The organism is Acinetobacter sp. LT1 (assembly GCF_059800965.1).
Genome location: NZ_JBBAXE010000024.1, coordinates 18356 through 45055, shown reverse-complemented (window position 1 = coordinate 45055; position 26700 = coordinate 18356). Strand labels below are relative to the sequence as shown.

General features: G+C 39.5%; 30 protein-coding genes. 7 read left to right on the top strand and 23 right to left on the bottom strand.

Going from position 1 to position 26700, the window contains the following annotated elements; all coding sequences use genetic code 11:
* Window positions 1-56 precede the first annotated feature (56 nt).
* Together trxA and rho are read left to right on the top strand one after the other, a co-directional pair.
* On the top strand, window positions 57-383 hold the full coding sequence (trxA, locus tag WBW42_RS17860; protein ID WP_002054512.1) for a thioredoxin: 327 nt from the start codon (window positions 57-59) through the stop codon (window positions 381-383).
* Window positions 384-705: 322 nt separating this feature from the next.
* Window positions 706-1974 carry a transcription termination factor Rho gene (gene rho, locus WBW42_RS17855; RefSeq protein ID WP_002117304.1) on the top strand — a complete coding sequence of 423 codons (1269 nt, stop codon included), beginning with the start codon at window positions 706-708 and terminating at the stop codon, window positions 1972-1974.
* Between the two features lie 191 nt (window positions 1975-2165).
* On the opposite strand, the gene WBW42_RS17850 is transcribed toward rho, so the two are convergent.
* Entirely contained in the window at window positions 2166-2291 is a 126-nt protein-coding gene (locus WBW42_RS17850; protein WP_002117184.1) for a hypothetical protein, read from the bottom strand.
* A gap of 94 nt (window positions 2292-2385) precedes the next feature.
* Here WBW42_RS17850 and WBW42_RS17845 point away from each other — a divergent pair, with 94 nt between their 5' ends.
* Window positions 2386-2628, top strand: a complete 243-nt coding sequence (locus WBW42_RS17845; RefSeq protein ID WP_002117215.1) for a hypothetical protein — start codon at window positions 2386-2388, stop codon at window positions 2626-2628.
* Between the two features lie 139 nt (window positions 2629-2767).
* Here the strand turns inward: WBW42_RS17845 and WBW42_RS17840 are convergent, their stop codons facing one another.
* From WBW42_RS17840 to pheS, 3 genes are read right to left on the bottom strand one after another with little or no spacing between them, the layout of a single operon-like run.
* Window positions 2768-3064: an integration host factor subunit alpha gene (locus tag WBW42_RS17840; protein WP_000126166.1), complete on the bottom strand. Its 297-nt coding sequence runs from the start codon at window positions 3062-3064 to the stop codon at window positions 2768-2770.
* The gene (pheT, locus tag WBW42_RS17835) at window positions 3061-5442 is read right to left on the bottom strand and encodes a phenylalanine--tRNA ligase subunit beta (RefSeq protein ID WP_017482376.1); all 2382 of its coding nucleotides are present in this window, start codon (window positions 5440-5442) and stop codon (window positions 3061-3063) included. Before pheT ends, WBW42_RS17840 begins: the two co-directional genes overlap by 4 nt.
* A gap of 32 nt (window positions 5443-5474) precedes the next feature.
* On the bottom strand, window positions 5475-6455 hold the full coding sequence (gene pheS / locus WBW42_RS17830) for a phenylalanine--tRNA ligase subunit alpha (protein WP_163114379.1): 981 nt from the start codon (window positions 6453-6455) through the stop codon (window positions 5475-5477).
* Between the two features lie 158 nt (window positions 6456-6613).
* Between pheS and WBW42_RS17825 the strand changes: the two genes are divergently transcribed.
* Window positions 6614-7606: a hypothetical protein gene (locus tag WBW42_RS17825; protein WP_032070382.1), complete on the top strand. Its 993-nt coding sequence runs from the start codon at window positions 6614-6616 to the stop codon at window positions 7604-7606.
* A 3-nt stretch (window positions 7607-7609) separates the two neighbouring features.
* Here WBW42_RS17825 and WBW42_RS17820 read toward each other — a convergent pair whose 3' ends face one another.
* The 5 genes from WBW42_RS17820 to WBW42_RS17800 all read right to left on the bottom strand — a co-directional run bounded on the left by WBW42_RS17820 (window position 7610) and on the right by WBW42_RS17800 (window position 9585).
* Window positions 7610-8113, bottom strand: coding sequence for a GNAT family N-acetyltransferase (locus tag WBW42_RS17820; protein WP_025468544.1), 504 nt, complete (start codon window positions 8111-8113; stop codon window positions 7610-7612).
* Window positions 8114-8170: 57 nt separating this feature from the next.
* Window positions 8171-8728 carry a riboflavin biosynthesis intermediates N-glycosidase gene (gene ybiA / locus WBW42_RS17815; protein WP_017482379.1) on the bottom strand — a complete coding sequence of 186 codons (558 nt, stop codon included), beginning with the start codon at window positions 8726-8728 and terminating at the stop codon, window positions 8171-8173.
* Window positions 8729-8819: 91 nt separating this feature from the next.
* Complete coding sequence (gene rplT, locus WBW42_RS17810) at window positions 8820-9179, bottom strand: 50S ribosomal protein L20 (RefSeq protein WP_000124858.1); 360 nt, start codon at window positions 9177-9179, stop codon at window positions 8820-8822.
* An 11-nt stretch (window positions 9180-9190) separates the two neighbouring features.
* A complete protein-coding gene (gene rpmI / locus WBW42_RS17805) occupies window positions 9191-9385 on the bottom strand; it encodes a 50S ribosomal protein L35 (RefSeq protein ID WP_002054552.1) in 195 nt (64 codons plus the stop codon).
* An 11-nt stretch (window positions 9386-9396) separates the two neighbouring features.
* The gene (locus WBW42_RS17800; protein ID WP_017482380.1) at window positions 9397-9585 is read right to left on the bottom strand and encodes a hypothetical protein; all 189 of its coding nucleotides are present in this window, start codon (window positions 9583-9585) and stop codon (window positions 9397-9399) included.
* Between the two features lie 38 nt (window positions 9586-9623).
* Between WBW42_RS17800 and nreB the strand changes: the two genes are divergently transcribed.
* Window positions 9624-10874, top strand: coding sequence for a nickel resistance MFS transporter NreB (gene nreB, locus WBW42_RS17795; RefSeq protein ID WP_002117292.1), 1251 nt, complete (start codon window positions 9624-9626; stop codon window positions 10872-10874).
* A 40-nt stretch (window positions 10875-10914) separates the two neighbouring features.
* Here nreB and WBW42_RS17790 read toward each other — a convergent pair whose 3' ends face one another.
* From WBW42_RS17790 to thrS, 4 genes are all read right to left on the bottom strand, one after another.
* Entirely contained in the window at window positions 10915-11343 is a 429-nt protein-coding gene (locus WBW42_RS17790; RefSeq protein ID WP_017482381.1) for a YqaA family protein, read from the bottom strand.
* A 53-nt stretch (window positions 11344-11396) separates the two neighbouring features.
* The gene (locus WBW42_RS17785) at window positions 11397-12017 is read right to left on the bottom strand and encodes a glutathione S-transferase N-terminal domain-containing protein (RefSeq protein ID WP_002117212.1); all 621 of its coding nucleotides are present in this window, start codon (window positions 12015-12017) and stop codon (window positions 11397-11399) included.
* Window positions 12018-12246: 229 nt separating this feature from the next.
* Entirely contained in the window at window positions 12247-12798 is a 552-nt protein-coding gene (gene infC / locus WBW42_RS17780; protein ID WP_075383312.1) for a translation initiation factor IF-3, read from the bottom strand.
* Between the two features lie 5 nt (window positions 12799-12803).
* On the bottom strand, window positions 12804-14726 hold the full coding sequence (gene thrS, locus WBW42_RS17775) for a threonine--tRNA ligase (RefSeq protein ID WP_230445075.1): 1923 nt from the start codon (window positions 14724-14726) through the stop codon (window positions 12804-12806).
* A 392-nt stretch (window positions 14727-15118) separates the two neighbouring features.
* Here thrS and WBW42_RS17770 point away from each other — a divergent pair, with 392 nt between their 5' ends.
* On the top strand, window positions 15119-16756 hold the full coding sequence (locus WBW42_RS17770) for an acyl-CoA synthetase (RefSeq protein ID WP_032057510.1): 1638 nt from the start codon (window positions 15119-15121) through the stop codon (window positions 16754-16756).
* A 48-nt stretch (window positions 16757-16804) separates the two neighbouring features.
* Here the strand turns inward: WBW42_RS17770 and yjgA are convergent, their stop codons facing one another.
* From yjgA to mazG, 9 genes are all read right to left on the bottom strand, one after another.
* A complete protein-coding gene (gene yjgA, locus WBW42_RS17765) occupies window positions 16805-17341 on the bottom strand; it encodes a ribosome biogenesis factor YjgA (protein ID WP_019767969.1) in 537 nt (178 codons plus the stop codon).
* Between the two features lie 2 nt (window positions 17342-17343).
* Window positions 17344-17613 (bottom strand): HPr family phosphocarrier protein, encoded by a 270-nt coding sequence (locus WBW42_RS17760; RefSeq protein ID WP_000567533.1) that lies wholly within the window; start codon window positions 17611-17613, stop codon window positions 17344-17346.
* Window positions 17610-18461, bottom strand: coding sequence for an RNase adapter RapZ (gene rapZ, locus WBW42_RS17755; RefSeq protein WP_002117179.1), 852 nt, complete (start codon window positions 18459-18461; stop codon window positions 17610-17612). The genes WBW42_RS17760 and rapZ overlap by 4 nt, the downstream gene beginning before the upstream one ends.
* Before the next feature lie 23 nt (window positions 18462-18484).
* Window positions 18485-19333, bottom strand: coding sequence for a pantoate--beta-alanine ligase (gene panC, locus WBW42_RS17750; protein WP_032057513.1), 849 nt, complete (start codon window positions 19331-19333; stop codon window positions 18485-18487).
* A gap of 3 nt (window positions 19334-19336) precedes the next feature.
* The gene (gene panB / locus WBW42_RS17745) at window positions 19337-20146 is read right to left on the bottom strand and encodes a 3-methyl-2-oxobutanoate hydroxymethyltransferase (protein WP_032057515.1); all 810 of its coding nucleotides are present in this window, start codon (window positions 20144-20146) and stop codon (window positions 19337-19339) included.
* Between the two features lie 45 nt (window positions 20147-20191).
* On the bottom strand, window positions 20192-20674 hold the full coding sequence (folK, locus tag WBW42_RS17740; protein ID WP_032057517.1) for a 2-amino-4-hydroxy-6-hydroxymethyldihydropteridine diphosphokinase: 483 nt from the start codon (window positions 20672-20674) through the stop codon (window positions 20192-20194).
* Window positions 20671-22134, bottom strand: a complete 1464-nt coding sequence (gene pcnB, locus WBW42_RS17735) for a polynucleotide adenylyltransferase PcnB (protein WP_032057519.1) — start codon at window positions 22132-22134, stop codon at window positions 20671-20673. The genes folK and pcnB overlap by 4 nt, the downstream gene beginning before the upstream one ends.
* Before the next feature lie 125 nt (window positions 22135-22259).
* Entirely contained in the window at window positions 22260-22664 is a 405-nt protein-coding gene (locus tag WBW42_RS17730; RefSeq protein ID WP_032057521.1) for a ComEA family DNA-binding protein, read from the bottom strand.
* Window positions 22633-23439 carry a nucleoside triphosphate pyrophosphohydrolase gene (gene mazG, locus WBW42_RS17725; protein ID WP_032057523.1) on the bottom strand — a complete coding sequence of 269 codons (807 nt, stop codon included), beginning with the start codon at window positions 23437-23439 and terminating at the stop codon, window positions 22633-22635. Before mazG ends, WBW42_RS17730 begins: the two co-directional genes overlap by 32 nt.
* A 112-nt stretch (window positions 23440-23551) precedes the next feature.
* On the opposite strand from mazG, the gene WBW42_RS17720 reads away from it, so the two are divergent.
* The gene (locus tag WBW42_RS17720; protein ID WP_014208394.1) at window positions 23552-24325 is read left to right on the top strand and encodes an SDR family oxidoreductase; all 774 of its coding nucleotides are present in this window, start codon (window positions 23552-23554) and stop codon (window positions 24323-24325) included.
* Between the two features lie 46 nt (window positions 24326-24371).
* On the opposite strand, the gene WBW42_RS17715 is transcribed toward WBW42_RS17720, so the two are convergent.
* Window positions 24372-26678, bottom strand: a complete 2307-nt coding sequence (locus WBW42_RS17715; protein WP_002117181.1) for a RelA/SpoT family protein — start codon at window positions 26676-26678, stop codon at window positions 24372-24374.
* Window positions 26679-26700: the final 22 nt, after the last annotated feature.

The following is a 26700-nucleotide window of genomic DNA, read 5'->3' as shown; positions in this document are numbered from 1 at the left end:
TGATAGAGATAATTTCTCCTGTAATAGCACTTTTTTCTAAAAATTGGAGCCGTACCATGTCTGCGACTATTGTAAATACAACTGATGATAACTTCCAAGCAGATGTTTTAGATGCTGAAACCCCTGTACTTGTTGACTTCTGGGCAGGATGGTGTGCACCTTGTAAAGCGATCGCACCTGTTCTTGAAGACCTATCAAGTGAATATGCTGGTAAAGTAAAAATTGTTAAAGTTGATGTGACTTCTTGCGAAGATACAGCAGTGAAATACAACATCCGTAACATTCCTGCTTTACTACTTTTCAAAAATGGTGAAGTTGTAGCTCAACAAATTGGTGCTGTACCTCGCTCTAAACTTGTTAGCTTTATTGATGAAAACGTTTAAGTCAAAATGCTAAAAAAGAAAATACGCTATACTTTTTTATAGCGTATTTTTTTCGCCTATAAATTGACAAATTTGCTAGGCTGGCTTATATTGCATGCTCAAGAGGCACTGAAGGGAATCATCTTCGTCCGGCTTCTTACAAGACACAAACATAAAGATCGCCACTCGGCAACAGAAATTGTTTTTTCACATTTCTCTTCGAAACAATTAATCAGACTTCTGAATTGTTATTGTGTAAATACAATTGCGATAATCTTTTTTGTATGCGAGCGATTTTTCTCCTTTTTAAACCACACTCTACTCTTTCCTAATTCTGACCCTTATGAATTTAACTGAACTCAAGAAAAAACCAATCGGCGAACTAATTAAAATTGCTGAATTTATGGGCCTGGAAGGTATGGCTCGTAACAGAAAGCAAGATATTATTTTTGCCATTTTGAAACGCCATGCGATGAATGGCGAAGAAATTTTTGGTGACGGCGTTCTCGAAATTCTCTCTGATGGTTTTGGTTTTTTGCGTTCTGCCGCAGGTTCGTATTTAGCAGGTCCGGATGATATTTATGTGAGTCCTTCACAGATCCGACGCTTTAACTTGCGTACAGGTGATACCATCACAGGTACTATTCGCCCTCCAAAAGAAGGTGAGCGTTATTTTGCGTTGCTCAAAGTTAACCAGATTAACTACGACACGCCAGAAAATTCTCGTAATAAAATTTTATTTGAAAACTTAACTCCCCTTTTCCCGACCGAACAATTGGTTATGGAATTAGGTAATGGTACGACAGAAGACTTAACTGCTCGTGTCGTTGATTTAGTTGCGCCAATTGGTAAAGGCCAACGTTCTATTATTGTTGCACCGCCGAAAGCGGGTAAAACAATGTTACTTCAAAATATTGCTCAATCGATTGTTAGAAACAATCCAGAAGTATTCCTGATCGTTCTATTAATTGACGAACGTCCAGAAGAAGTAACCGAAATGGAGCGTACTGTTCGCGGGGAAGTTATTGCGTCAACCTTTGATGAAGCACCAGCTCGCCATGTACAAGTTGCAGAAATGGTAATTGAAAAAGCTAAACGTCTTGTTGAACATAAAAAAGATGTTGTGATTCTTCTTGACTCTATTACCCGCCTTGCACGTGCTTACAACACAGTAATCCCATCATCAGGCAAAGTGTTAACTGGCGGTGTAGACGCTCATGCATTAGAGCGCCCTAAACGTTTCTTTGGTGCTGCGCGTAATATCGAAGAAGGTGGTTCACTTACGATCATCTCTACTGCTTTGATTGAAACAGGCAGTAAAATGGATGATGTAATTTATGAAGAGTTCAAAGGTACAGGTAACCAAGAGATTACGCTTGATCGCCGTATTGCTGAAAAACGTGTCTTCCCTGCTATGAATATCAAAAAATCTGGCACACGTCGTGAAGAGCGTTTAATGGATGAAGATAAATTACGTAAAGTATGGATTCTTCGTAAGCTACTTCACCCTATGGATGAATTGGCAGCAATGGAATTCTTACTTGACCGCATGAAAGAAACCAAAACAAATGATGATTTCTTTGATCAAATGAAACGTAAAGCTTCAACTTAAGTAATTAAGCCTTCAAAAAAAGCCACTCTTTTGAGTGGCTTTTTATTTGGTTGACAAGCTTTACACAAAAATACATTTTGCTTATTTTTATGTAAAATTATTTATAAGCTTTTGATAATAAATATTTTTGCATAAAAAAGCTTAGTTTTTTTAGTAGCTTACCTCTACCTTTTCCAATATACACGAGCTGATTAATTGTTTTTTTCTGTTAAAAAACAGTCTGTTTTTCTCTTTTTCATACGTTTTTTTGACAGACGACAGTAGTATTTCAGCATTTGCAGTGATAGCATAGCGGCAGACCAGTTAGACTGCTCCATGCGTTGTTACCTAGCTACGTTTTAGGAATAATAAAAGCAAAACAGTCCAACTTAGGTTTTTTTAATCTCAAATCTTTTTTGTGAGAGTGATGCCATGTTATTCAAAAAATTCGCTGTTGCTGCTGCTGTTGCTGCTACTTTAGCTTTCGTTGGTTGTTCTAAGAAAGAAGAAGCTCCTGCTGCTGCTTCTGAAGCTGTAGCTGCTGCTTCTGAAGCTACTGAAGCTGCTTCTGAAGCTGCTGTAGCTGTTGACGCTGCTGCTTCTGAAACTGCTGCCGCTGCTTCTGACGTTGCTGCTGCTGCTTCTGACGTTGCTGCTGCTTCTGCTGCACACTAATCTATATTCTAGATTAGATAAAAAAGAGGACATTTTGTCCTCTTTTTTTATATCTAAATTTTGATTTTCTAAGATTAAGCGGTCCTATATTGCTGCCCAATAAACTATATAAAGCTATTTAAAATATAAAAAAAGCAGATCAATCGATCTGCTCATTTCCAACGCGTTGTCTAAACTTCTGACCCGCTCTGAAGGTCACTACCCTACGTGCTGAAATTGGAATTTCTTCACCTGTCTTAGGGTTACGTCCTGGACGTTCGCGTTTATCTCTTAACTCGAAATTACCAAAACCAGAAAGCTTAACCTGCTCCCCTGCAATAAGTGCTTGGCTAATCTCGTCAAAGAACAACTCGACCATTTGTTTTGCTTCACGGCGATTTAAGCTGGTTAACTCACTTAAATGATCAGCCATGTCTGCTTTAGTTAATGCTGTCATGAGGCCCTCAATGTCGCTTGATAAGTGTTTTCCAACACTTGGATTATATTGTCCATACCAGATTTAATTTCAGCATCTTCAAGCGTACGTGAAGGATGTTGCCATAATAATGCAAACGCCAATGAGCGCTTACCTTCTTCGACACCCTGCCCCGTATACACATCGAATAACCATGTAGAGTCTAAAAGCTCTCCACCAGTTTTTTCGATTAACTGCTGAATATCTCTAACATTTATATTATCAGAGATTAAAAGCGCAATATCACGTCTGATCGAAGGAAAACGTGATAATTCTGTAAAATTAGATACATAAGATTGCAAAACGGCTGTTTGATCGAGTTCAGCAACCCACGTTGTTGTTAAATCAAGCTCATTTTCTAGAGATGGATGCAAACGTCCTAAATAACCAATTGATTGTCCATCAACTAAAATTTCAGCAGACTGCCCCGGATGCAACCATGCACGCTCAGAACGTACATATTCAACTTTGACACGACCAGCAGCCAAAATCTCTTCTATCTCTCCTTTGAAGTCAAAGAAATCCATTGGTTGAGGCTTCACATGCCAAGATTCTGGTTGTTGCGAGCCAACTGCCACTAGAGCTAAAGTCGGAATCTGTTTTAGATCTTCAATACTCTTAGCATTTTGATAATCAAAACGAAGTCCTAATTCAAAGAAACGAACACGACTTTGTTGACGATTGAGATTATATTGTACGCAAGGGATTAAACTTGAAAGTAGAGTACTACGCATTGCAGCCAAATCACTTGAAATTGGATTTGCTAGCATTAACGGATTTACTTGCGGGTTCAATTGCTTTTCAAGTTTTGCATCAGCAAAGCTAAAACTAATTGCTTCTTGATAACCTAAAGTCACGATAGTTTGGCGTAACTCTGCAATTTCAAATCGGTCTTGATATTTAGCTAATTGAACATCCATGCTTGGTAAGCTAATTTGGATATTGTCATAACCATCAATACGTGCCACTTCTTCAATTAAGTCTTGATAAATAGCCATGTCATAGCGATGTGATGGAGGTACTACATTCCACTCACCTTCAGCTTTAACAGTTACTTCACACCCTAGTCGAGTTAAAGCATCTGCAATGAAATCAGCCGTCAATTGATATCCCAACAATTGGTCTACCTGAGCTTGTTTCAGTTCAATTGCTTCACGCTTTGGTAAAATTTCAGTTTTTTCAGCCACAGTAATTGGACCAAATTCACCACCTGCCAACTCTTGAATAAGCTGCGAAGCACGGTTCATGGCAATTAACGGCAACTCAAAATCTACACCACGTTCATAACGCTGTGAAGAATCAGTATGCAAGCCAAAACGACGAGCACGTCCAGCAATAGCAAGTGGCGCGAAGAAAGCACTTTCTAGGAAGATATCGGTAGTATCATCAGTTACGCTTGATGCTAAACCACCCATAATTCCAGCAATTGCCAAAGCTTTCTGGTCATCAGCAATCACCATAATATCTTCTTGTAATTCAACTTCTTGATCATTAAGGAGTTGTAATTTTTCTTGTGGCTGAGCTTGACGCACATGTACAGTCCCTTCGATTTTAGCTAAATCGAAAGCATGCATTGGCTGACCCAGTTCCATAAGGACATAGTTCGTCACATCAACCAAAATACTGTGCGTGCGAATTCCTGAACGAGCTAAAGCCTGCTCCATCCACTCAGGAGTAGCAGCTTTTACATTAACGTTTTTAATTACACGTCCTAAATAGCGTGGAGTACCTTCAGTGCTGATCACTACTTTCTTCTCATCAGCAATTGTCGCTTCAACTGATTTAATATCAGGTTCATTCATTTGCAGTTGGTTAATTACTGCAATCTCACGAGCGATACCACGGATACTGAAACAGTCACCACGGTTTGGTGTAATACTGATATCGATGACGTTATCATCGAGTTTTAAGTATTCACGGATATTTATCCCTACTGGAGCATCAGCAGGTAACTCAAGCAAACCATCGATTTTATCTTCAAGATCAATTTCAGAAGCACCACAAAGCATGCCTTGTGACTCAACTCCACGAAGTTTACCTTTTTTGATTTTGAAATCACCCGGTAATACAGCACCAATCGTTGCAACTGGAGCTTTCATGCCAGCACGAACATTCGGTGCCCCACAAACAATTTGTAAAGGCTCGCCCGAACCAATATTAACTGTCGTTACACGCAAACGATCTGCATCTGGATGCTGCTCAACTGTTAAAACTTCGCCGACCACGACGCCAGTAAATGGCTTAGCAACAGGTGCAAGTTCATCAACTTCAAGACCAAGCATAGTTAACTGATCAGACAATGTCTCACTATCAATTGCCGGGTTAACCCATGTGCGTAGCCAATTTTCGCTAATCTTCATCTTTATAAACCTTTTTTAATCCTGAAAAAATGTTAGGCAAATTGGCGTAAGAAACGCACATCATTTTGATAGAACATACGCAAATCATTAATGCCATAACGCAACATTGCAAAACGCTCTACCCCTAAACCAAAAGCAAAGCCTTTGTATTTATCAGGATCAATACCCGCAGCACGCAATACATTTGGATGTACCATGCCACAGCCTAAAACTTCTAACCAACGTCCACGCTCATCCATGATATCTACTTCTGCACTAGGCTCTGTAAATGGGAAATATGAAGGACGGAAACGTACTTTTAAATCTTTCTCAAAAAATTCATTCAGTAGGTTAATCAATAAACCTTTTAATTCAGCAAAGCTTGTGTTCTCAGCAACATATAAGCCTTCGATCTGGTGGAACATTGGTGAATGCGTTTGATCCGAATCACAACGGTAAACACGGCCAGGGCATACGATACGAATTGACGGCTCACTCGTCTCCATTGTACGAATCTGTACCCCAGAGGTATGCGTACGTAGCAAGTGAGTAGCATCAAAGTAGAAAGTATCGTGCATAGCACGTGCCGGATGGTGACCAGGAATATTTAATGCTTCGAAATTGTGATAGTCATCTTCAACTTCTGGACCGGTTGCAACTGTAAAACCAGCTTTAGTGAAGAACTGACAAATTCGCTCTTGTACCTGAGTAACAGGATGAACTGTACCAATACGTTGACCACGGCCCGGCAATGTAATATCAATCGTTTCACTTGCTAGCTTTTGTGCAAGTGCTGCCTGTTGTAGTGCCGCTTGACGTTCTGTTAATGCAGTATTAATTGTTTCTCGAACAGCATGAATCGCAGCACCTTGTACTTTGCGTTCTTCAGGGTCCATTTTCCCTAATGCTTTCGATTGTTCTGCAAGCTGGCTTTTTTTCCCTGTAAATTGCACACGCACCTGATCAAGTGCAACAAGGTCTTGAGCTGCTGCAATGGCAGCAAGCGCTTCTGTGGTCAGGGCTTCCAGTGACATATTAACTCTCAAAGCAACAAATTTAAAAAATATAATAAAACACTGCATTCTAACAGTTTTTCATTGAATTGATGAAGTTTATCCATCATGAAAAATGTATTAGGCAACAAAAAGATAAAACGTATAAGATAGTAGTATCGTCAATGAGATCAACTATTATGGCGCTTAATCAGATTTGGAAACAACAACTTACGCTTGTGACATATGGTAATGAATACCTCCGTCAGAATTTAAGCTTTAACCAATGGCGACAACATCATATTTTCGACCATCATAGTTTTCAGTTTCGTGACTTAACTTCTCAACATTTGTTGGCCCAACACTTCCAAGTTTGGCTAGAAGCATTAAAAAAACAAGGTACCTCAAAGCTCAGCTTACATTTATCAAGCCTTCTCAATGAAGAACAAAATCCAAATAGCAATGTCGAGCTCTTACCTTATACTCATTTTATCGTGACCCATCAAAATGATAAGAAATTTGCTTGGATTTTTGGCCATGAGCTTGCCGAATGGTATAACAATGATAATGAGTTTGAAGCTCCTGCTTCACAAACCTGTGAGCTTCGTTTAGAAACTTTCTGGCGTTTTGAACTCAATGAAAAATTATCAAAAAAAATTGAAGCTGATTTAAAAAATCCGCCATGGCAAGAAATAGCTGATTTTATGGATAGTGAATTATTTCATAGTAAATATGCAGCAGGCTTTGAGGAGCCAGAACTTCAAAATGCTCTTTTTGATGGTACAAATATTAAAAGCTTAGAGCCAAAACTTGCATTAATTCCAGAGAATTATCCCGCAGATTATGCCCATCAACTTTTATCTCGCACTCAAGCATTAGCTGACTACTTAGAACAAAAGAAACGTATTGCAAATGATCCTTTGGGAGAAGAACTAGACCAAGAGCAACTCATCAATTTAAGAAACTTTACACAAAAAACTGATGATTTGTTTGCCAAGCTTATTGTGAAAGTTGCCAACCATTATCAGACAGCTCAGATGGTGCCTGTAGTTAAAGCATCTCCATTTGAGCAATCAAATGAAAATCCACAGCATCTCAAGTCTCAGCACCATAAAGGCACTGGTTCAGGCGTTATTAAACTGGTTATTCTAACGATTATTATTTGTGCTTTGGCTTATTATTTTGGACTTTAAAGATTAGAGTTCCCATTGATAAAGTAACTCTGTTATTTCGGGACCGAACTCAAGTAGTTCGGTTTCCCCAATTAATTTAGCTCCCATTTTTTCGTAGAAGAAACGACTTGGATTTTTATTAAAAACTTCTAAGCGAATAAAACTGTATCCTTGATTTAAAGCGCATTGGTAGAACTTTTGAAATAACTCACGTCCCATGCCTTGCTTTTGAACTTCTTTTAAAAGATAAAAAGCCATAATTTCAGCAATATTATTTTCTGGGTTTAAATAACCATCGAGAAAGCCTTTCACTGCCCCATTTTCAGTATAGACAAATAACTTATGATCAGGGCTTTTTGCTATTTCTTTCCATAATAACTCCTTATCTAGGATTTTAAGCTCATCTAATATTTCTTGCTTAATTATACCTGTATAGGTTTCTTTCCACCCCTGTATATGTACTTCTGCAATAGATAATGCATCCTTGAGTGATGCTATACGAATATCCATATCATTTAATGATTTCAATTTACTTCCCTCACGTCACTACTTTTAAAGTGAAGCATTGATTGGTCTCACACCAACCTACTCAGTTAAAAGTAGCTCTCGAACATGCATTAAAGCAAAACCCAACAAATTTAGTCCTTGCCATAGAGATGGATCTTGAATATATGGATGGTCCTGCGCCATACCAATTCCCCAAATTTTATCGACTGGAGATGCTTCAACTAAAATACGGTCTTTCGTTGCTAATAAGAATTTCTTCAACTCAGGATGCTGTGAGAATTTGGCAAAATTCGCCTGTACGACAATATCAAACCGTTTTTCTTGCCATATCTGTTCCTCATAATTACGTACTTTGCGACCTAGTTGTTTCGCCTCATTAGGATGTTTAACTTGCAAAATCCGTGCAAAAATTTCTTCATCATTAAATATTTTTGCTTTTTGCGCCATCATATAGTGCTCAGCAGTAAAGTACTCGATACTCTCTACTTCAAATTGCGCAGGAAACCACTGGCTAAAACAACTCTTATCAACAAGATCAGCTTTCTTAGGAGTATGCCCCCAGAAATATAAATATTTGAACTGGTGACCTTGCTGTACTTTTTTAATTAAATCATTAAGAAATTTTTCGTCTTTCATCTTTTATCTCTGATTGTTATCTCTTTTTAAAATAGAACCGCTAAAAATAAAAAAGACCGCTAAAAAGCGGTCTTTCTTTAAATCTCTAAGCTTATGCAGCTAATGCACCTTTAGCTTTTTCAGCTAAAGCAGCAAATGCTACTGCATCATGCATAGCGATGTCAGCTAATACGCGACGGTCGATGATCACTTGAGCTTTTTTCAAGCCATCGATCATACGGCTGTAAGACAAACCGTTTTGACGAGCACCAGCATTGATACGCGCAATCCATAGAGCACGGAATTGACGTTTCTTTTGACGGCGGTCACGGTAAGCGTATTGACCAGCTTTGATTACCGCTTGGAATGCTACGCGGTAAACGCGTGAACGAGCACCGTAGTAACCTTTAGCGCGAGCAAGAATTTTTTTGTGACGACGATGAGCCACTACACCACGTTTTACACGAGCCATTTATAATCTCCTTAGATGTATGGGCACATACGACGAACTGAATTCATGTCAGAAACATGAACCATTACACAGCCGCGTAATTGACGGATACGTTTAGCAGATTTTTTGGTCAAGATGTGGCGCTTGAACGCTTGTTTACGCTTAAAACCGTTTGCAGTCGCTTTGAAGCGTTTAGCTGCACCACGGCGAGTTTTTAACTTAGCCATAGTAACCTCTTTTAGGCACCTGTTCGGCGCGATTGCACCATTGCAAAATCGACCTGCAGGTAAGGAAGCGCGTATTTTATAGCAACCTGAGCAAAATTAAAACTATTAGTTACTGTTTTTATGGTTGCAAGAAAGACTTTTCCAAATTCAACCTTGTCAGCAATATCAATAATAAATAAAGCGCCTATGCTTTTTTCCATTTATAATACGATCAAATTATCAACATACGATATTTCTAATGCAGAAACATGATGCATTTGCAGCCTTACGCTACAGAGATTTCTCAATTGTTACGATTAATCAATTTTGCTTAACGTTAGCAATTTTGATTCAAGAAATTATTGTTGCTTATTCACTTTATCAAATTACCAAAGATCCTCTAACTTTAGGCTTAATTGGATTAGCAGAAGCCATTCCATTTATTGCCCTATCGCTTTGGGGTGGCTATTTTGCAGATAGATTTAATAAACAGATTATTATGAAAATCTGTTTGTTTTTCTCGGTTCCTCTTCCTTTAGTGCTGTGGTCGCTGTTCCATCTGCATGGGTTAGGTCATATCAGCGTAAATTTCCTTTCTTGGGGTATTTATGCTGTTATTTTTGGCTTAGGTACTATACGTGGGTTTTATAATCCCTCTGCAACGTCTTTAAAACCATTTTTGATACCTCGTGAACTGTATGCAAATGGTGCAACATGGACGACAATCGGTTGGCAAAGTGGAGTAATTATCGGGCCAATGCTTGGTGGTTTCATGCTTGCCTATTTAGGCCGAGAAACAAGTCTATTTAGTGTTGCGGTTTTACTTGGTATTTGTTTCATCTTAATTAACCTATTGCATAAGCGTACTTTTCCTAAAATTGAAACTGCTAATGTTTTAGAAAGTTTAGGAGATGGTTTCCGTTTTATCTGGAAAACTAAAATTGTTCTTTGGGCAATTTCTCTTGATTTAGCTTCTGTTTTATTTGGTGGAGTCATCGCATTATTGCCAATTTTTGCAGAAGATATCTTAAAAGTCGGCCCAGAAGGACTGGGATATTTGCGTGCGGCGCCATCTATTGGAGCGCTCGTCACTATGATTGCTTTGACTCGCTTCCCGCCAACTCAACATGCATGGCGTAACATGCTACTTGCTGTTGCAGGATTTGGTGTTTTCACGATTCTTTTCGCATTCTCAAACAACATGTGGTTATCACTATTTGCGTTGGCTATGACAGGCGCTTGTGACAGTATTTCAGTTGTGGTTAGACAAACCATTTTGCAAATTTTTCCACCAGAAAATATGCGTGGTCGCGTTGCTGCTGTAAACGGAATGTTCGTTTCATCAAGTAATGAGCTTGGTGCATTTGAGTCAGGTTTAGCAGCCAAATATTTAGGAACAATTGCAGCCACTATTTTTGGGGGTTGTATGACACTTGCAGTGGTCACCTTCTGTTGGCTAAAAACCAATGATCTATTTAAAGTCGATATTACCAAAAGCTCAGAAGACTAGTTAGACCATTTTATTAAAAGCATCTTCGGATGCTTTTATTTTAAATAAAACCTGTAATCACCCAATAAATAAAAATATAGCGTCCTGCTTTAGCAATCAAAACTATAATTAAAAAACGCCAAAAATTTTCTTTGAATAAACCTGCAACTAAAGTAAGTGGGTCACCAATAATAGGTGTCCAACTTAAAAGCAGCGAATAAAACCCATACTTATGATAAAAGCTTTGAGCTTGCTCTAAACGCTTTTCAGAAACAGGAAACCACTTTTTGTGTTTAAACTGCTCTATTTTTAAACCAAGCCACCAGTTCACACACGAGCCCAGTACATTTCCGAAAGTGGCGATAGAAATTAGAAGAAAAGCAGAATATTCTTTTTTTAATAATAAGGTGGCGAGTACAGCTTCTGATTGTAACGGTAATAATGTAGCCGCCCCAAACGCGCTCAAAAAAAGTAAAAAGTAACTTAGCATATTAAATTAGACCAAATCACCTTTCACTTTATTCATTACGCTACCAATAAAAGTTAAATAACTTTAATTGATAGTGCTTTTTGTACCGCAGGACGTGCCGTCAAGCGAACAATATATTCTTGCACATAAGGATAATCCTCTAGCTGAATACCTTGCCATTCATAGCGCAAGATCCAAGGTAAAATTGCCATATCAGCAATCGAGTATTCACCCGCAACAAACTTCTGGCCAATGAGCTGCTTATTCAGCACACCATATAAGCGCTTAGTCTCATTTACATAGCGGTCTATAGCGTATGGAATTTTTTCTGGTGCAAAGCGGTTAAAATGATGATTCTGCCCTAGCATAGGCCCTAGCCCACCCATTTGCCACATGAGCCATTGTTCAACTTCAACTCGCTCTTGCTCATCAGTTGGATAAAATAATCCAGTTTTTCGACCTAGATATTGCAGGATCGCACCTGATTCAAATATTGAAATTGGCTCACCACGAGGTCCATCTTGGTCAACAATCGCCGGAATTTTATTATTTGGAGAAATTCTCAGAAAGTCTGGTTGAAATTGATCATTTTCTAAAATATTGATTGGGTAAAGAGTGTAGTCTAGTCCCATTTCTTCTAAGGCAATTGTGATTTTATGTCCATTGGGAGTTCCCCAATAATATAGATCAATCATTCTATTTTCCTATTCATCGTTATCATGACTGCGTCTTGCGTTATAGCATGTTTTAAGAGGGACGATGAGATTTCCAACACTAAAAAATACATAAAATTCAAGAATTGAATTTCTTTTAAAAGATATAGCAATTGTCTTAAATAAAACTGAACAGAGAAAATTAAATCATCTTTTTTTATTATGATAAGGATATAAAAAAGCACTGCTTTTGCAGTGCTTTTTTTGAGTATTACTTTTTCTTTTTCGGTCCAAGTAACATACCCATTTGACGGCCTTCCATTTTAGGTGCTTGTTCCACAACCCCAAACTCAGCGACATCCGCTTCAATTTTTTGTAATTGAGCTAAGCCAAGTTGTTGGTGAGCCATTTCACGACCACGGAAACGTAAAGTGATTTTCACTTTGTTTCCTTCTTCAAGGAATTTCAAAATAGCACGAAGCTTAACTTGATAATCACCAACATCAGTTGCAGGGCGCAGTTTGATTTCCTTCACTTGCACTTGATGCTGTTTTTTCTTCGCATCTTTTTGCTTCTGCTTAAGGTCAAACAAGTGCTTGTTGTAATCCATAATTTTACAAACAGGCGGCTCGGCGTTTGCAACGATCTCAACTAGGTCAAGATCTGCCTCTTCAGCAGCGCGCAGTGCTTCATTTAATGAAACAATTCCTTTTTGCTCACCGTCAGCACCAACGAGGCGTACTTCTTTTGCACGGATCTCGTCGTTAATTGCTGGACGGTTGCTTTTTGCACCTTGTTGTTGGTTACGGTCAGGCTGTTTAATCTTTCTTACTCCACAATATACCGGCCACGTTCGGCGACGGCAGACTTCACTAAGTCAATGAATGCATCTACTGACATAGTACCTAAATTTTTTCCTGAGCGGGTACGCACATTCACTGTACCTTCTTCAACTTCTCGATCACCAAGAACTAATAGGTAAGGAATACGCTCTAGAGTACGCTCACGAATCTTAAATCCGATTTTTTCATTTCTCAAGTCAGAAATAGCACGAAGGCCATTTTCTTTGAGTTTTGCTACGACTTTCTCACAAGCTTCAGCTTGAGAGTCGGTAATATTCATGACACATGCTTGTAACGGCGACAACCAAGGTGGCATGAAACCAGCGTAGTGTTCAATTAGTATACCAATAAAACGCTCAAAACTGCCAAGAATTGCACGATGCAACATTACAGGCTGATCACGATCATTGTATTCAGTCACATAAGACGCATCTAAACGTTCTGGTAAGTTGAAGTCACACTGAATAGTACCACACTGCCATACACGTCCGAGACAGTCTTTCAATGAGAATTCAATTTTCGGACCGTAGAACGCGCCTTCACCAGGTTGTAATTCCCATTCGAGACCCGCTGCATCTAAAGCATCTGCTAAAGATTTTTCAGCCATATCCCAAAGTGCATCATCACCCACACGTTTTTCTGGACGTGTAGAAAGTTTCATTTGCACTTCTTCAAAGCCAAAATCTTTATAAACTTCTAAAGTCAGCTTAATAAAGTCAGCAACTTCTTGACCGATCTGCTCTTTAGTACAGAAAATATGTGCGTCATCTTGTGTAAAGCCACGTACACGCATAATGCCGTGTAAAGAACCTGATGGTTCGTTACGATGACAAGAACCAAACTCTGCTAAACGAATCGGTAGATCACGGTAAGACTTCAAACCTTGGTTGAACACTTGCACATGACATGGGCAGTTCATTGGCTTAACCGCATAGTTACGATTTTCAGAATGAGTCGTAAACATGTTGTCTGCGTAGTTGGCCGCATGTCCTGATTTTTCCCACAATGTAAAGTCTACAATTTGTGGTGTTTTAATCTCAAGGTAACCATTGTCTTGCTGAACTTTACGCATGTATTGTTCAAGTACTTGATAAATAGTCCAGCCATTTGGATGCCAGAACACCATACCCGGTGCTTCTTCTTGCATATGGAACAAGTCTAAAGCTTTACCAATTTTACGATGGTCACGCTTTTCAGCTTCTTCGATACGCTTGATATATGCAGCGAGCTGTTTTTTGTCTGCCCAAGCTGTACCATAAATACGTTGAAGCTGTTCGTTCTTCGCATCACCACGCCAGTATGCACCAGAGATTTTAGTGAGCTTGAACGATTTTAAGAATTTGGTATTCGGTACGTGTGGACCACGGCACATATCCAAATAATCTTGATGGTAGTACAAGCCCATTTGTGTTTCTTCAGGCATGTCTGCAATCAAGCGTAATTTATATTCTTCGCCACGCGCAGTAAATTCAGCAATAACTTCATCACGTGGTGTCATTTTTTTAACGACATCATAATCTTGATCGATGAGCTTTTTCATGCGCTCTTCGATAGCTGCCATATCATCCAAAGTAAAAGGACGTGGCATCCAGATGTCGTAGTAAAAACCTTCTTCAATGACTGGACCAATCACCATCTTGGCTTCCGGGAAAAGCTGTTTAACAGCATGCCCTACAAGGTGTGCACAAGAGTGGCGAATAATTTCAAGACCTTCCTCATCTTTTGGAGTGATAATTTGTAAGGTCGAATCTTCGGTAATTAAGTCACATGCATCAACTAAGCGATCATTTACACGGCCAGCAACAGTATTTTTTGCTAGACCAGGCCCAATACTTTGGGCAACTTCCATAACAGATACAGCGTGATCAAAACTCTTTTGATCGCCATTTGGCAATGTGATAATTGGCATAAAAAAATCCTTAAGGAGTGATGCCCTATACGAAGGAGCATTTCACCGCGAGATTATGATCGAGGCGAACCTCAAAATATAAAAACGGTGTAAATCAAAGTTAAAAAACCTGAAAGATTTTACACTTGTTCAAGCAATGTGAAAACCTTTGAGCCCATAAAATCATAAATACATTTTGCTTATCGCGTAAACAGCAATAAATGACTTAAAAATATATTGAGATGATTTTTAAACATGTTTAACACAAGTGGTTTAAGATGAAGAAAATAGCATTTCTGCTCATTTTTTGACTGGAGGGTATCGCTCTTTAAGACTAAAGCATAGATGCTTTGATTAATATTAAATCATATGTTCAAAGAATGAGTTAAAAATAGAACACGGAGTTGTTTCACATGGTTAGTGCTTATGATGAGTTACCACGCACACCCGCAAACTTTGTTGCATTGTCACCTCTACGCTACCTAGAGCGTGCGGCTTATATTTACCCAGATCAAGCTTCGATTATTCATGGTAAGCGTCAAATTTCATGGAAAGAAACTTATCAGCGCTGCTGTCAATTTGCATCTCAGCTCAAGCAACTGGGAATTGAGAAAAATGATACGGTATCTGTCTTATTGCCAAATATTCCAGCCATGATTGAAGCGCATTTCGCAGTTCCTATGGCTGGTGCGGTACTTAATACTCTCAATACACGTTTAGATGCAAAAACAATCGCTTTCATGTTGGAACATGCTGAAAGTAAAGTACTGTTGGTTGACCCTGAATTTGTGAATTTAGCAAGAGAGGCCCTCTCACTTATTCCGAATCAACACATTATTGTGATTGATGTAGCTGATACAGAATATGAAGACGAAAATCAGTTTTTAGGTTCTTTTGAATATGAAGAGTGGATCGCTCAAGGCGATATTAACTTCTCTTGGCATTTACCAGAAGATGAATGGGATGCGATTAGCTTAAATTACACATCTGGCACTACAGGTAATCCCAAAGGCGTGGTATATCATCATCGCGGGGCTTATCTTAATGCTGCAAGCAATATCTTGGCTTGTGGGATGAAACCGCGTGCTGTGTATTTATGGACACTCCCCCTCTTTCATTGTAATGGCTGGTGTTTTGCGTGGAGCATAGCAGCAAGTGGTGGAACCAATATTTGTTTACGCAAAGTTGATCCAGAATTAGTCATGCAATTGATTGCAGCCCATAAAGTTGATTATTTCTGTGGTGCGCCTATTGTTCTTTCAATGATTCTTAACTTACCTAAAGAAAAACAAACGAACTTTGATCACCATGTTGAAGTCATGGTTGCTGGGGCAGCTCCACCTGTTGCCATTATTGAAGGGATGCGAAACATGGGGATTAACGTAAACCATGTATATGGCTTAACAGAAACTTATGGACCTTCTGCTCTATGCGCTTCTCAATCTGGATGGAATGAGCTATCAATTGCTGAACAAGCCCAACTTCATTCCCGTCAAGGCGTACCCTACCCGTTGCAAGACAGCATGCGTGTGTTAGATCCCGAGACTATGGAACCTGTGCCTAATGATGGTCAAACCATGGGAGAAATCATGTTCCGTGGCAATATTGTCATGAAAGGCTATTTAAAGAATCCTAAAGCAACTCAAGAAGCCTTTGCTGGCGGATGGTTTCATACGGGCGACCTAGCCGTTTGCCACCCAGATGGTTATGCAAAAATTACTGATCGTTCGAAAGACATTATTATTTCAGGTGGAGAAAACATTTCATCTTTAGAAGTAGAAGATGTGTTGTATAAACACCCTGCTGTATTAACCGCTGCGGTAGTCGCTAAACCCGATGCACGTTGGCAAGAAGTACCATGCGCGTTTATTGAGTTAAAGATGGGTGCTACAGCAACACCTGAAGAAATTATTGCACATTGCCAAAAAGAATTAGCGCGCTTTAAAGTACCTAAAGATGTGGTTATTACAGAAATTCCAAAAACCTCGACAGGTAAATTACAGAAATTCATTTTGCGTGAATGGGCAAAAGAACGGGCTGAAAATATATAAATAAAAAAAGCGACGCCTTGAGCGTCGCTTTTTACTATTGAAGAGCAATTAGCCTTGATCAGACAATAAGGCAATTTGCTGCACATAGTTAACAAATTTACCTTTTGATGCCTCAAGCTCTGCTTCACTCACTTCTTGAGTCTTATCACGCTTGATTCTCAACACATGCTGACGCAATGTGTGACGTTCCGATGCATTATAAATTTTGCTAAATTCATTAATTGCAGGGTCGCCTTGTTCGATCATACGATCAACCCAACGCATCAATTGAGCCTGCTTTTTTGCGCCTTGCTGCGGAGTTAAATAAGACAAAATAACGGTCTCATCTTCATTGCGCAATAATTTACCAATACGTTGAAACTGACGACGACGAGCTTCAAAAGAACTAATGTTCTGTACTTCCATTAACGCATCAATTAAACGTTCATCTACTGGGAGTTTTTGAATCTGTTTAATAGAAAGTTGTGCTAACTGCTCGCCTAAAGCAGCCATACGTTGAACTGCTTTTTTCTGTTCTGTCTTACTTGCACGTCCTTCTAAAGAGCCAAAATCTTCTTCAGTATAACGTTGGGGACGACGTGCCACGATTAATCTGCCTCATAAAATTTTGCGGCGAATAACGCCTGTACTTCATTTAATGCCTGCTCTTCGTCGGTACCATCAATGACCAATCGTAAAGTGGTCCCTTTACCTGCACCTAACATCAGCAAAGACATAATATTTTTTGCATCTACTAAATGATCGCCTTTTCCAATTTGGATTGACGAACGAAATTTTGTAGTGACCTCTATCAGTTTTCCTGATGCACGAGCATGTAAACCGAGTTTATTAATTACATCAACAGTTGTGTCTATCATGACCAGTGCTTCATTTCTCTGTGTAAGACCTGAACAGACCATTCTGCCTCAAGTGCTTGTTTTAGTCTATCTACGATATAAACGGAACGATGTTGACCACCAGTACAACCAATAGAAATCGTCATATAGTGACGATGTCCTTCAGCAAATGCTGGAAGCCATTTTTTTAAGAAGTGAAGAATATCATCAAACATTTCGTTTGCTTGCGGACTTGCTTCTAAAAATAGTCTTACTGGCTCATCCAAACCAGAAAAACGTCTCAATTCTAAATCCCAATGCGGATTTGGTAAATGCCGTACATCAAAAACATAATCAGCATCTAAAGGAATGCCATGTTTATATCCAAATGACTGCAATATCACGATGAGCTTATCTGACTGCCCCAATTTAGACAGTAAAATATGCTTTAAATCATGCACACTTTTATCTGTTGTATCAATATGAACCGTAGCGCGGAACTGAATTGGGAGCAGTAACTGCTTTTCTTCATGAATACATTGCAACAGACTTTTAAAACGATTGGCTAATGGATGCGGACGACGTGATGCACTAAAACGTGCGATCAAATCCTGATCTTGCGTAGTCAGATAAATCACATCAACTGTGCCATGTTTTTGTAGTTGCTCAAAAACATGATCGAACTCTTGCATATCTGCACGAGTGCTTCGAACATCCACACCTAATGCCAACTGTTCTAGATTATTTTCATGATCTAGCTTTGCTACAATTTCGGGCAGCAATGCCAAAGGCAAATTATCAATACAGTAATAGCCCAAATCTTCTAACACTTGGAGAGCTGAAGATTTTCCTGAACCAGACTGTCCTGTCACGATAAGTATACGCTTCATGGCATGGCTGTCCTTTGATCTGTTTATTGGGGTGTAAAGGCAACTTCTAAATTATCAATCAAACGTGTTGCACCCAATTTTGCCGCGACAAATAACACAATATCACGATCAAACTGAGTAGCAGGTAACAGATTTGACTGACGAGCTTCGACATAATCCACAACAAACCCATTATCTGTCAACTGAGTTTTGATATCTTCTAAAACTTGTTGTAGATCTTTGCCTTGATGTAACTGCTGCTCAGCTTGCTTTAAACTTTGATAAATAACCGGAGCGACCTGACGTTGCTCTGGACTTAAATAACCATTTCTTGAACTAAGAGCTAAGCCATCTGCTGCACGAACAATTGGCACACCAATTACTTCTAGCGGGATATTTAAATCTTGTACAAACTGGCGAATCACTGCTAACTGTTGGTAATCTTTTTGACCAAAGAAAGCATAGTTAGGTTGCACAATATTAAAGAGTTTGGTGACCACCAAAGCTACGCCATCAAAATGCCCAGGACGTGAACTACCACATAAAGCATCAGTAATTTGGCTAACACTTATATTGGTTAAACGCGGCTGAGTACCGTACATTTGCTCGACTGATGGTGCAAAAATAATGTCACAACCTACATCAGCTAATAGACGACTATCTTGTTCTAAAGTACGAGGATAGTTATCAAAATCTTCACCCGGTCCAAATTGAGTTGGGTTTACGAAGATACTAACAACCACAACATCACATAACTTTTTCGCTTCACGAACAAGTGTGAGATGTCCTTCATGTAGATTTCCCATTGTTGGGACAAAACCAATAATTTTACGCGCAGCTCTAGCAGGATTTAAAGAAGCTGCAAGACCTTGTATGGTGGTTTCTGTTTTCATGAATTACAGCTCAACGTGGAAAGTATGTTCTTTGGCTGGAAATGACTGGTCCTGCACAGCAGCATGAAAAGCTTTAAAAGCGTCTAGGATTGCTGTTTCGCCAGATTGTTCTTTCATAAAGTTACGGACAAAACGCGCAACTCGACCAAAAGTTAAGCCCAACATGTCCTGTACTACAAGTACCTGACCATCAGTCGCATTACCCGCACCAATACCAATCACAGGTGTATTTGGAAATAGTTCAGCAATTTCTTGTCCCAACTGAGCAGGAACACATTCAAGCAATAGAACTGCTGCACCTGCTTCAACCACTGCCGTACAGTCAGCAATAAGTTGATCAGCTGCTTCACGTGTTTTAGCTTGTAATTTGTAACCACCAAATACGTGTACAGATTGAGGAGTTAAACCTAAATGTACGCACACAGGTACACCATTACGAGTTAACACTTGTACAGTTTCACCTAGCCAAGCGCCGCCTTCGATTTTGATCATCTGAGCACCAGCTTGCATAACTGTTCTTGCGTTTTGCAAAGCATCATTTAAAGTGGCATAACTCATAAATGGTAAGTCAGTCATAATCAAAGCATGCTGGTTACCACGACGCACCGCCGCCGTATGATAAGCCATGTCCTCAACAGTTACAGGTAAAGTTGAGTCACGACCTTGAATTGCCATTCCAAGAGAATCACCAATTAAGATTGTATCAATTTCAGCAAGTTCCATTGCTTTTGCCATACTCGCATCGTAACAAGTTAGACAAGAGAACTTACGTCCTTCGGCTTTAAATTTTCTTAAGTCACTTAGACTAATCATGATGGTATCCTCTACAGGAGTTTGCAGAACGTAATAAGTCTGGTTTTAAGCCCAAGACTCATCAGCAAGTACAGTCAGCGTGGGCTGCTGTATGAGTTCTAAATTTTTAAGTGGCTGATCGTTAATATGTAAATCAGCGTCTAAATCTAATAAAGGAATTACAACGAAATCTCGCTCTAAAATTCCAATGTGTGGCACAGTTAAGCGCTCATTTTGAATTTTTTCATCACCATATATAAGCAAATCCAGATCTAAGGTACGCTCTCCCCAACGACGAAGGCGTACACGACCAGCTTCTTGCTCAAATCGTTGTAACTGATCTAACAAATCTAAAGGAGTGAGATCGGTATTTAGCTCTGCAACTGCATTTAAATAATTTGGTTGATCTTGAGGACCCATAGGTGGACTTTGATAAAGTTTAGAAACTTTCACTCCACCTAAAGTTTTAAGCTTAGCAATGGCTTCAGATAAGATTTGGCGTGAATCACCCAAATTACTTCCTAAACCAATATAGGTCTTCGTTGTCATTGCGTTGGCCCAAAAATAACTTGGCTTAAATCGCGTTGTACACGCTTACGCTTCAAAATCGGATGGTCGCTCATCACCCCAGTTTCTGTAGCAGAGGCTTTTTCAACGAAACGACCCATCGATTGTTCTTGTCGAGCACGTTCTTTTTTCCCACGACGGCTGCGTGGTTCAGGAATATCAACCAAAGGTTCGATTTCCGTCTCAACTTTATTGTTTTCAACAGGTTCAGCAACGGCTTTACGACGGTTTCTAGCTTTCTGACGATTGTACTGGCTAATTGCAGCTTCTTTTTCGTCATTCGACATTTCTTGGTAGGCTTCCCACCAGCTTCCCATCCCCTGTGTTGTGTCATCACCTGACTTTTCACGAAGTAACAAGAAGTCAAAACCAGCACGGAAACGCGCATGTCCAGCCAATGCTTCAATTTGCTGTGGTTTCGGGTTAAGCAAACGGGTCTGCATTTCCCAAACTTCACGAATAAAAGTTTCTGCAAAACGAGGAATCACAGTGCGGGTTGCCTGACGTTTTAAGACATCTAAACCAGCTTGTGCACGCGCTTCAGCTGGTACCACACCTTTAGATAAATAAAATTCACAACGCTCTAAAAATGGTTGCCACAATAAGACTGCGTAGAAAAATGCTGGGTTAATTGTTTTACCCACTTGAATACGCTGATCTGTATTCTTTGCTGCTCTTAAAATAAATGGAGTGAGGTTAGGCTGAATATCAGCAAAGAGTTGTTTCCAAACACCAAACTCAATCAACATTGGCAAAACACGCGCCAAATGTCCCATTGTAAAGAGCTTCTGAGATTCATCATATAAACGATGCGGAGAAACATCACGCAATAGTTGCGTCATCTCTGCATCAAATATATCGAGAATATCTGAATCAATTTTAAAATTTAACTTCGCTGCAAAACGTAAAGTCCGCAGCATACGCACAGGGTCTTCTTCAAAGCGCTGTGCCGGATCGCCTAATAAACGTAGAGTTTTATTTTTTACATCGTCAATTGCTTTGCAGAAATCAAGCACAATACTCTTACGCGGTTGGTAATATAGCGTATTGATTGAAAAGTCACGGCGAGCAAAGTCTTGTTCGATGGTTCCCCAGTTATTGTCACGTAAAATCATGCCTGAAGCACTAGTGACTGCTTTTTTTGGAGGAGCACGGAAAGTTGCAACTTCAATAAGCTCACGCCCTGAATAGACATGTGCTAATTCAAATCGACGGCCAATGATTCGACAACGTCGACCAAAAACTTCTTTAATCTGGGAAGGTGTTGCATTAGTGACTGCATCGAAATCTTTAGGATTAAGCCCTAGCATTAAATCACGGACACCACCCCCAACAATATAAGCTTCATAGCCAGCTTTAGTCAGGCTATCGATCACATCTAAAATCGAAGAAGGAAGTTGGGCTGTGGACAAACCACATTTTGACGCTCGCAAGGTTTGCAAAAGACGCTGTCTCCTACGTCAGGACGTAAATAACAAGTTGTCGCTAATCATAGCTCTAACGCACACAAAGGGCAATTTGATTCTCTGTAGTTTGCGCATGAAATGATAATTGACAGACAGATGATTTATAAAGTCAAACGCGTTTTATTCTTTTCAAAAATGGCGGGACCAATGCCCTTTACGTTTTTAAATTCATCAATATTTTTAAAGCCACCATTCTTTTGACGGTATTCCACAATTGCCTGAGCCTTTTTCTCACCAATACCTTTTAGCTTTTGGAGCTCATCAATATTGGCTTGATTCAAGTGAATTTGCCCTGACGAATCAGTCATAACTGAACTTTTTGGACTGTTAGAATGAGAGGAATGCTGCATGCTCAACTTCTGATCATACCTCTGCTGTTTAGTCTTCCACTCCTTAAAATTTTGATCAAAAGATTGAGCCTGAATAAAGGTTGAAGAAATCAGGCTCCAAAATAAAACAATGAAAATATTGTGCTTATTCTTCCAAAGATTCATGCTGAGCTGCATGTGTTTTTTCCCCTAACTTTAACTGCCGCTTTGCCTGATTCCACAATTCATCCATTTCAGACAGGGTCATGTCCTCTAATGTTCTTTGCTGTTTTTGCGCTTGATCTTCAATAAAAGCAAAACGGCTTCTAAATTTATGTATTGTCGATAAAAGTGATGTTTCACTTGAAATCGCAAGTTTACGTCCAACATTGACTAATGAAAACAGGCAATCTCCAAATTCTTCTTGAATTTCATCAATATTTTGATTTTTTAGGGCCTGCTTAAACTCATCCAACTCTTCTTCTAGTTTTTCATAGGCATCTTCTACCGTTTCGAAATCAAACCCAACCTTAGCTACATTTGTTTGAATTTCTTGTGCCTGTAACAATGCTGGCCCATGCTTTATTTCATCTAATCTTGATTGCGGCTTGCCTTGTTTTTCTTGTTGTTTAATTTGTTTCCAAAGCTCACTTACTTGTTCTGGGCTTAAATTATTAAATTGATCTGCCTGAAAAACATGTGGATGGCGGCGTATTAACTTTTCACTTATTGCCTCAACAACATCTTGAAAGTTAAAAGCGCCTTGCTCACTAAACATTTGTGATTGAAACACAACTTGCAATAACAAATCGCCTAGTTCATTTCTAATTTCATTAATATCACCCTGACGAATGGCCGCCTCGACTTCATATGCTTCTTCAATCGCATATTTAGTCAGTGACATTGGAGTTTGCTGTTGATCCCACGGACATTTTTCACGTAACTCTTGCATGATTTTAAGCAATTTATCCATGGTAACCCTCAAGTTTAAAAAGTCGGTCAGTCAAACTAAGATTTTAATTTGTTATGATCAAAATCAAAGCGATTAAATCAGTCGCACTATTGTACTGACAAAGAGAAAAAAGATGAGATACAGTATTCTGATTAGTGGTGCCGCTCAAGGTATTGGGGCTGAAATTGCACGCGTATTCTACAAACAAGGATATAAAGTAGGTATTTATGATATTAATGAATCGCTTGCTCAGGAACTAGCAAATGACTTAGGGCCAAATGCCCGTGCCGGCTATCTAGATGTAAGTGACTACAGCCAGTGGCAACACATATTAAAAGAATTTACCGAATGGGCTGGTGAACTTAATATCTTGGTAAATAATGCCGGTATTTTATATTCTGGTGCATTTGAAGCAACTGATATTAAAGCTCACCAAAGAACAATAAATATTAATGTAAACGGCGTAATCAATGGCTGTCACGCTGCTCTACCCTACTTAAAGCAAGCGTCTTTTGCACGCGTTATCAACCTCTCTTCGGCTTCTGCAATTTATGGTCAAGCTGATTTAATCTCTTATTCAGCCAGTAAATTTGCTGTTCGCGGGATTACTGAAGGTTTAGATGTGGAATGGAAAAAATATGGTATTCGCGTTTTAGATGTGATGCCGCTATTTGTAAAAACTGCAATGGTTAACAATATGGATGCAGGCACTATTCAAAATATGGGGATAGATTTAACCCCAAATGATATTGCTCAGCAGGTGCTTACGCTTGTAAAGAAAAAGGCTCATTTCTGGATGCCTACCCATACTCCAGTGGGTATAAAAACCAAACTGCTTTATCAGCTCTCAACATTGAGCCCACAATTTCTAAATCGACTAACCAATATTTATTTATCTAGAAAGTAATTTGCAATAAAAAGGCTGTCATTTGACAGCCTTTTTACTCAATTTATTAAACGCCTTGAATCATGCGTCGCGCACTAATAATTCCAGGTTGCTGCTCTAAGCGTGCCAATAAGCGAGAAAGCTGTGCTAAACCTTTAACCTCAATGAGCAACTTCATATTAGCAATACCATCTGCCTCAGAAATTGTATTAACCTGCCGAATATTGATTTGGTCAGAGAAAATCACTTGAGTTAAATCTTTAAGCAGACCACGACGATCATAAGCTTCCACCACAATTTGAACGCTTTGACCACGTGTTGGCTGCATTTCCCAATCAGCTTCTACAGCACGCTCTGGCTCTTGCTTAATCATACGCTGATAGTCAGAACAAATGACTTTATGGATGCTGACACCACGGTTCAAAGTAATATATCCAGCGATTGATTCACCATGCACCGGCTGACAGCACTGAGCAATGTGCAGCTCTACATTATCCAAGCCATCAATTAAAATGCCATGTGCTGATAGCGTATGGCTAGCACGCGGATTTAACGTTGGTTTAAGTACTAGTTCAGGCTCATCCTGATCTAGATGCATTTGGCGGTTCACCTGATTAATCAGGGCATGTAAGCTAATATCGCCACTGACCAGATTCACCAAAATGTCGTCGCCAGTCTTCACATTAAAATGTGATGAATAATCATTTAGGTCGATACTTTTTGGGTGAATCGCAAGACGAGCCAACTCTTTATTAAGCAGTTCTCGGCCTACTTCAAGATTCTTACTACGGTCTTGCTGTCTAAACCAATGACGCAACTTATCACGTGCACGAGAGGTTTTGATATAACCCAAAGAGTTCACCAACCAGTCACGGTTTGGTTCACGATCTTTTTTAGTTAAAATTTCAACCTGCTCACCCGTTTTTAAAGTATAGGTCAGTGGCACATAACGCTGGTTGACCCGCGCGGCATAACACTTATTCCCTACTTCTGTATGCACATGATAGGCAAAATCTAAAACTGTTGAGCCACGCGGCAATTCTTTAATATCACCATCACGACTGAAAACATAAATCTTCTCAAAGCCTTCAAAGTCTTGTAACTGTTCAAAGCCTTCTGTTTCATCTTCGTTTTGATGTACCGTCGTTTCATTACGTTCTTGATAGTGTTCTAAAACAGCACGTAATGAATGCAAACGATGGTTAAAGGAATGGTCGGTATTCTTTGAACCTTCTTTATAGTTAAAGTGTGAACATACACCTAACTCTGCTTCATCATGCATTTCATGAGTACGAATTTGCACTTCAAGAGATTTGTTTTCAGCAATTACAGCCGTATGCAAAGAACGATAACCATTGGCTTTCGGGTTTGTAATATAGTCATCAAACTGATGCGGAATATGACGCCAGATTTGATGTACGATACCTAAAGAGTGGTAGCATTCTGGCACACTATTGACCAACACACGCAAAGCACGAATGTCATAAAGTTGGTCGAAGCTCAGGTTTTTGCTCTTCATTTTTCGATAAATCGAATAAATGTGTTTTGCACGCCCTGTAATTTCAGCTTCAATGCCGTAAGACGCTAACTCATTTTTCAAACGGTCAATGACGAACTGAATATAATGCTCACGCTCTAAACGCTTTTCATTGAGTAATGAAGCAATCTCTTTATAGCGATCTGGAGCCAAATAGCGAAATGCTAGATCTTCGAGCTCCCATTTAAGCTGAGCAATACCAAGTCGATGTGCCAACGGCGAATAAATAGTAAGAATTTCACGCGCTACACGTTCTTGGCGTTCACGAGAGGAATTTGCAAGCTCTCGCAAAGAATAAGTACGTTCAGCAAGTTTAATTAAAACAACACGAACATCTTCGGTCACCGAAATCAGCATTTTATAAATGCCGCTTAGATGTTCTCGTTGATTATTATTAAAGTGATCTTCTAACCGTTTATTTTTTTCAATAAGTTCTGAGAGTTTACCCATTGCCAAAGTACCTTTGACAAGGTTGTAAACTTGCTCCCCGAATTTCTGTTTTACTTCTTCTATATCGGTAATGCCTTCACGCACACTACGATAAAGCATTGCTGCTGATAAAGTATCTTCATCTACATGGAGATGTGCCAGAATGTCGGCCATTCCAACGCCTGTAGCAAAAGTATTGGAACGATGATTAACCGTTGAATCTAACTCTTTTTGCAGGGTTAAATGAGCGACTTTTTCAAGTTGTTCAAGCTCCGCCCCATCTAATATTTCACGCACCCGATCCAACCATGAGGCTAAACCGATTTGCGTTTCGGCGGCATGCTCTACAGTCGTTTCCTCTGACAACTCGGTTAGTTGTTCAGGTAACTGTTCACGTACTGTGACCATACCATTCTCCTCAATATGTAAC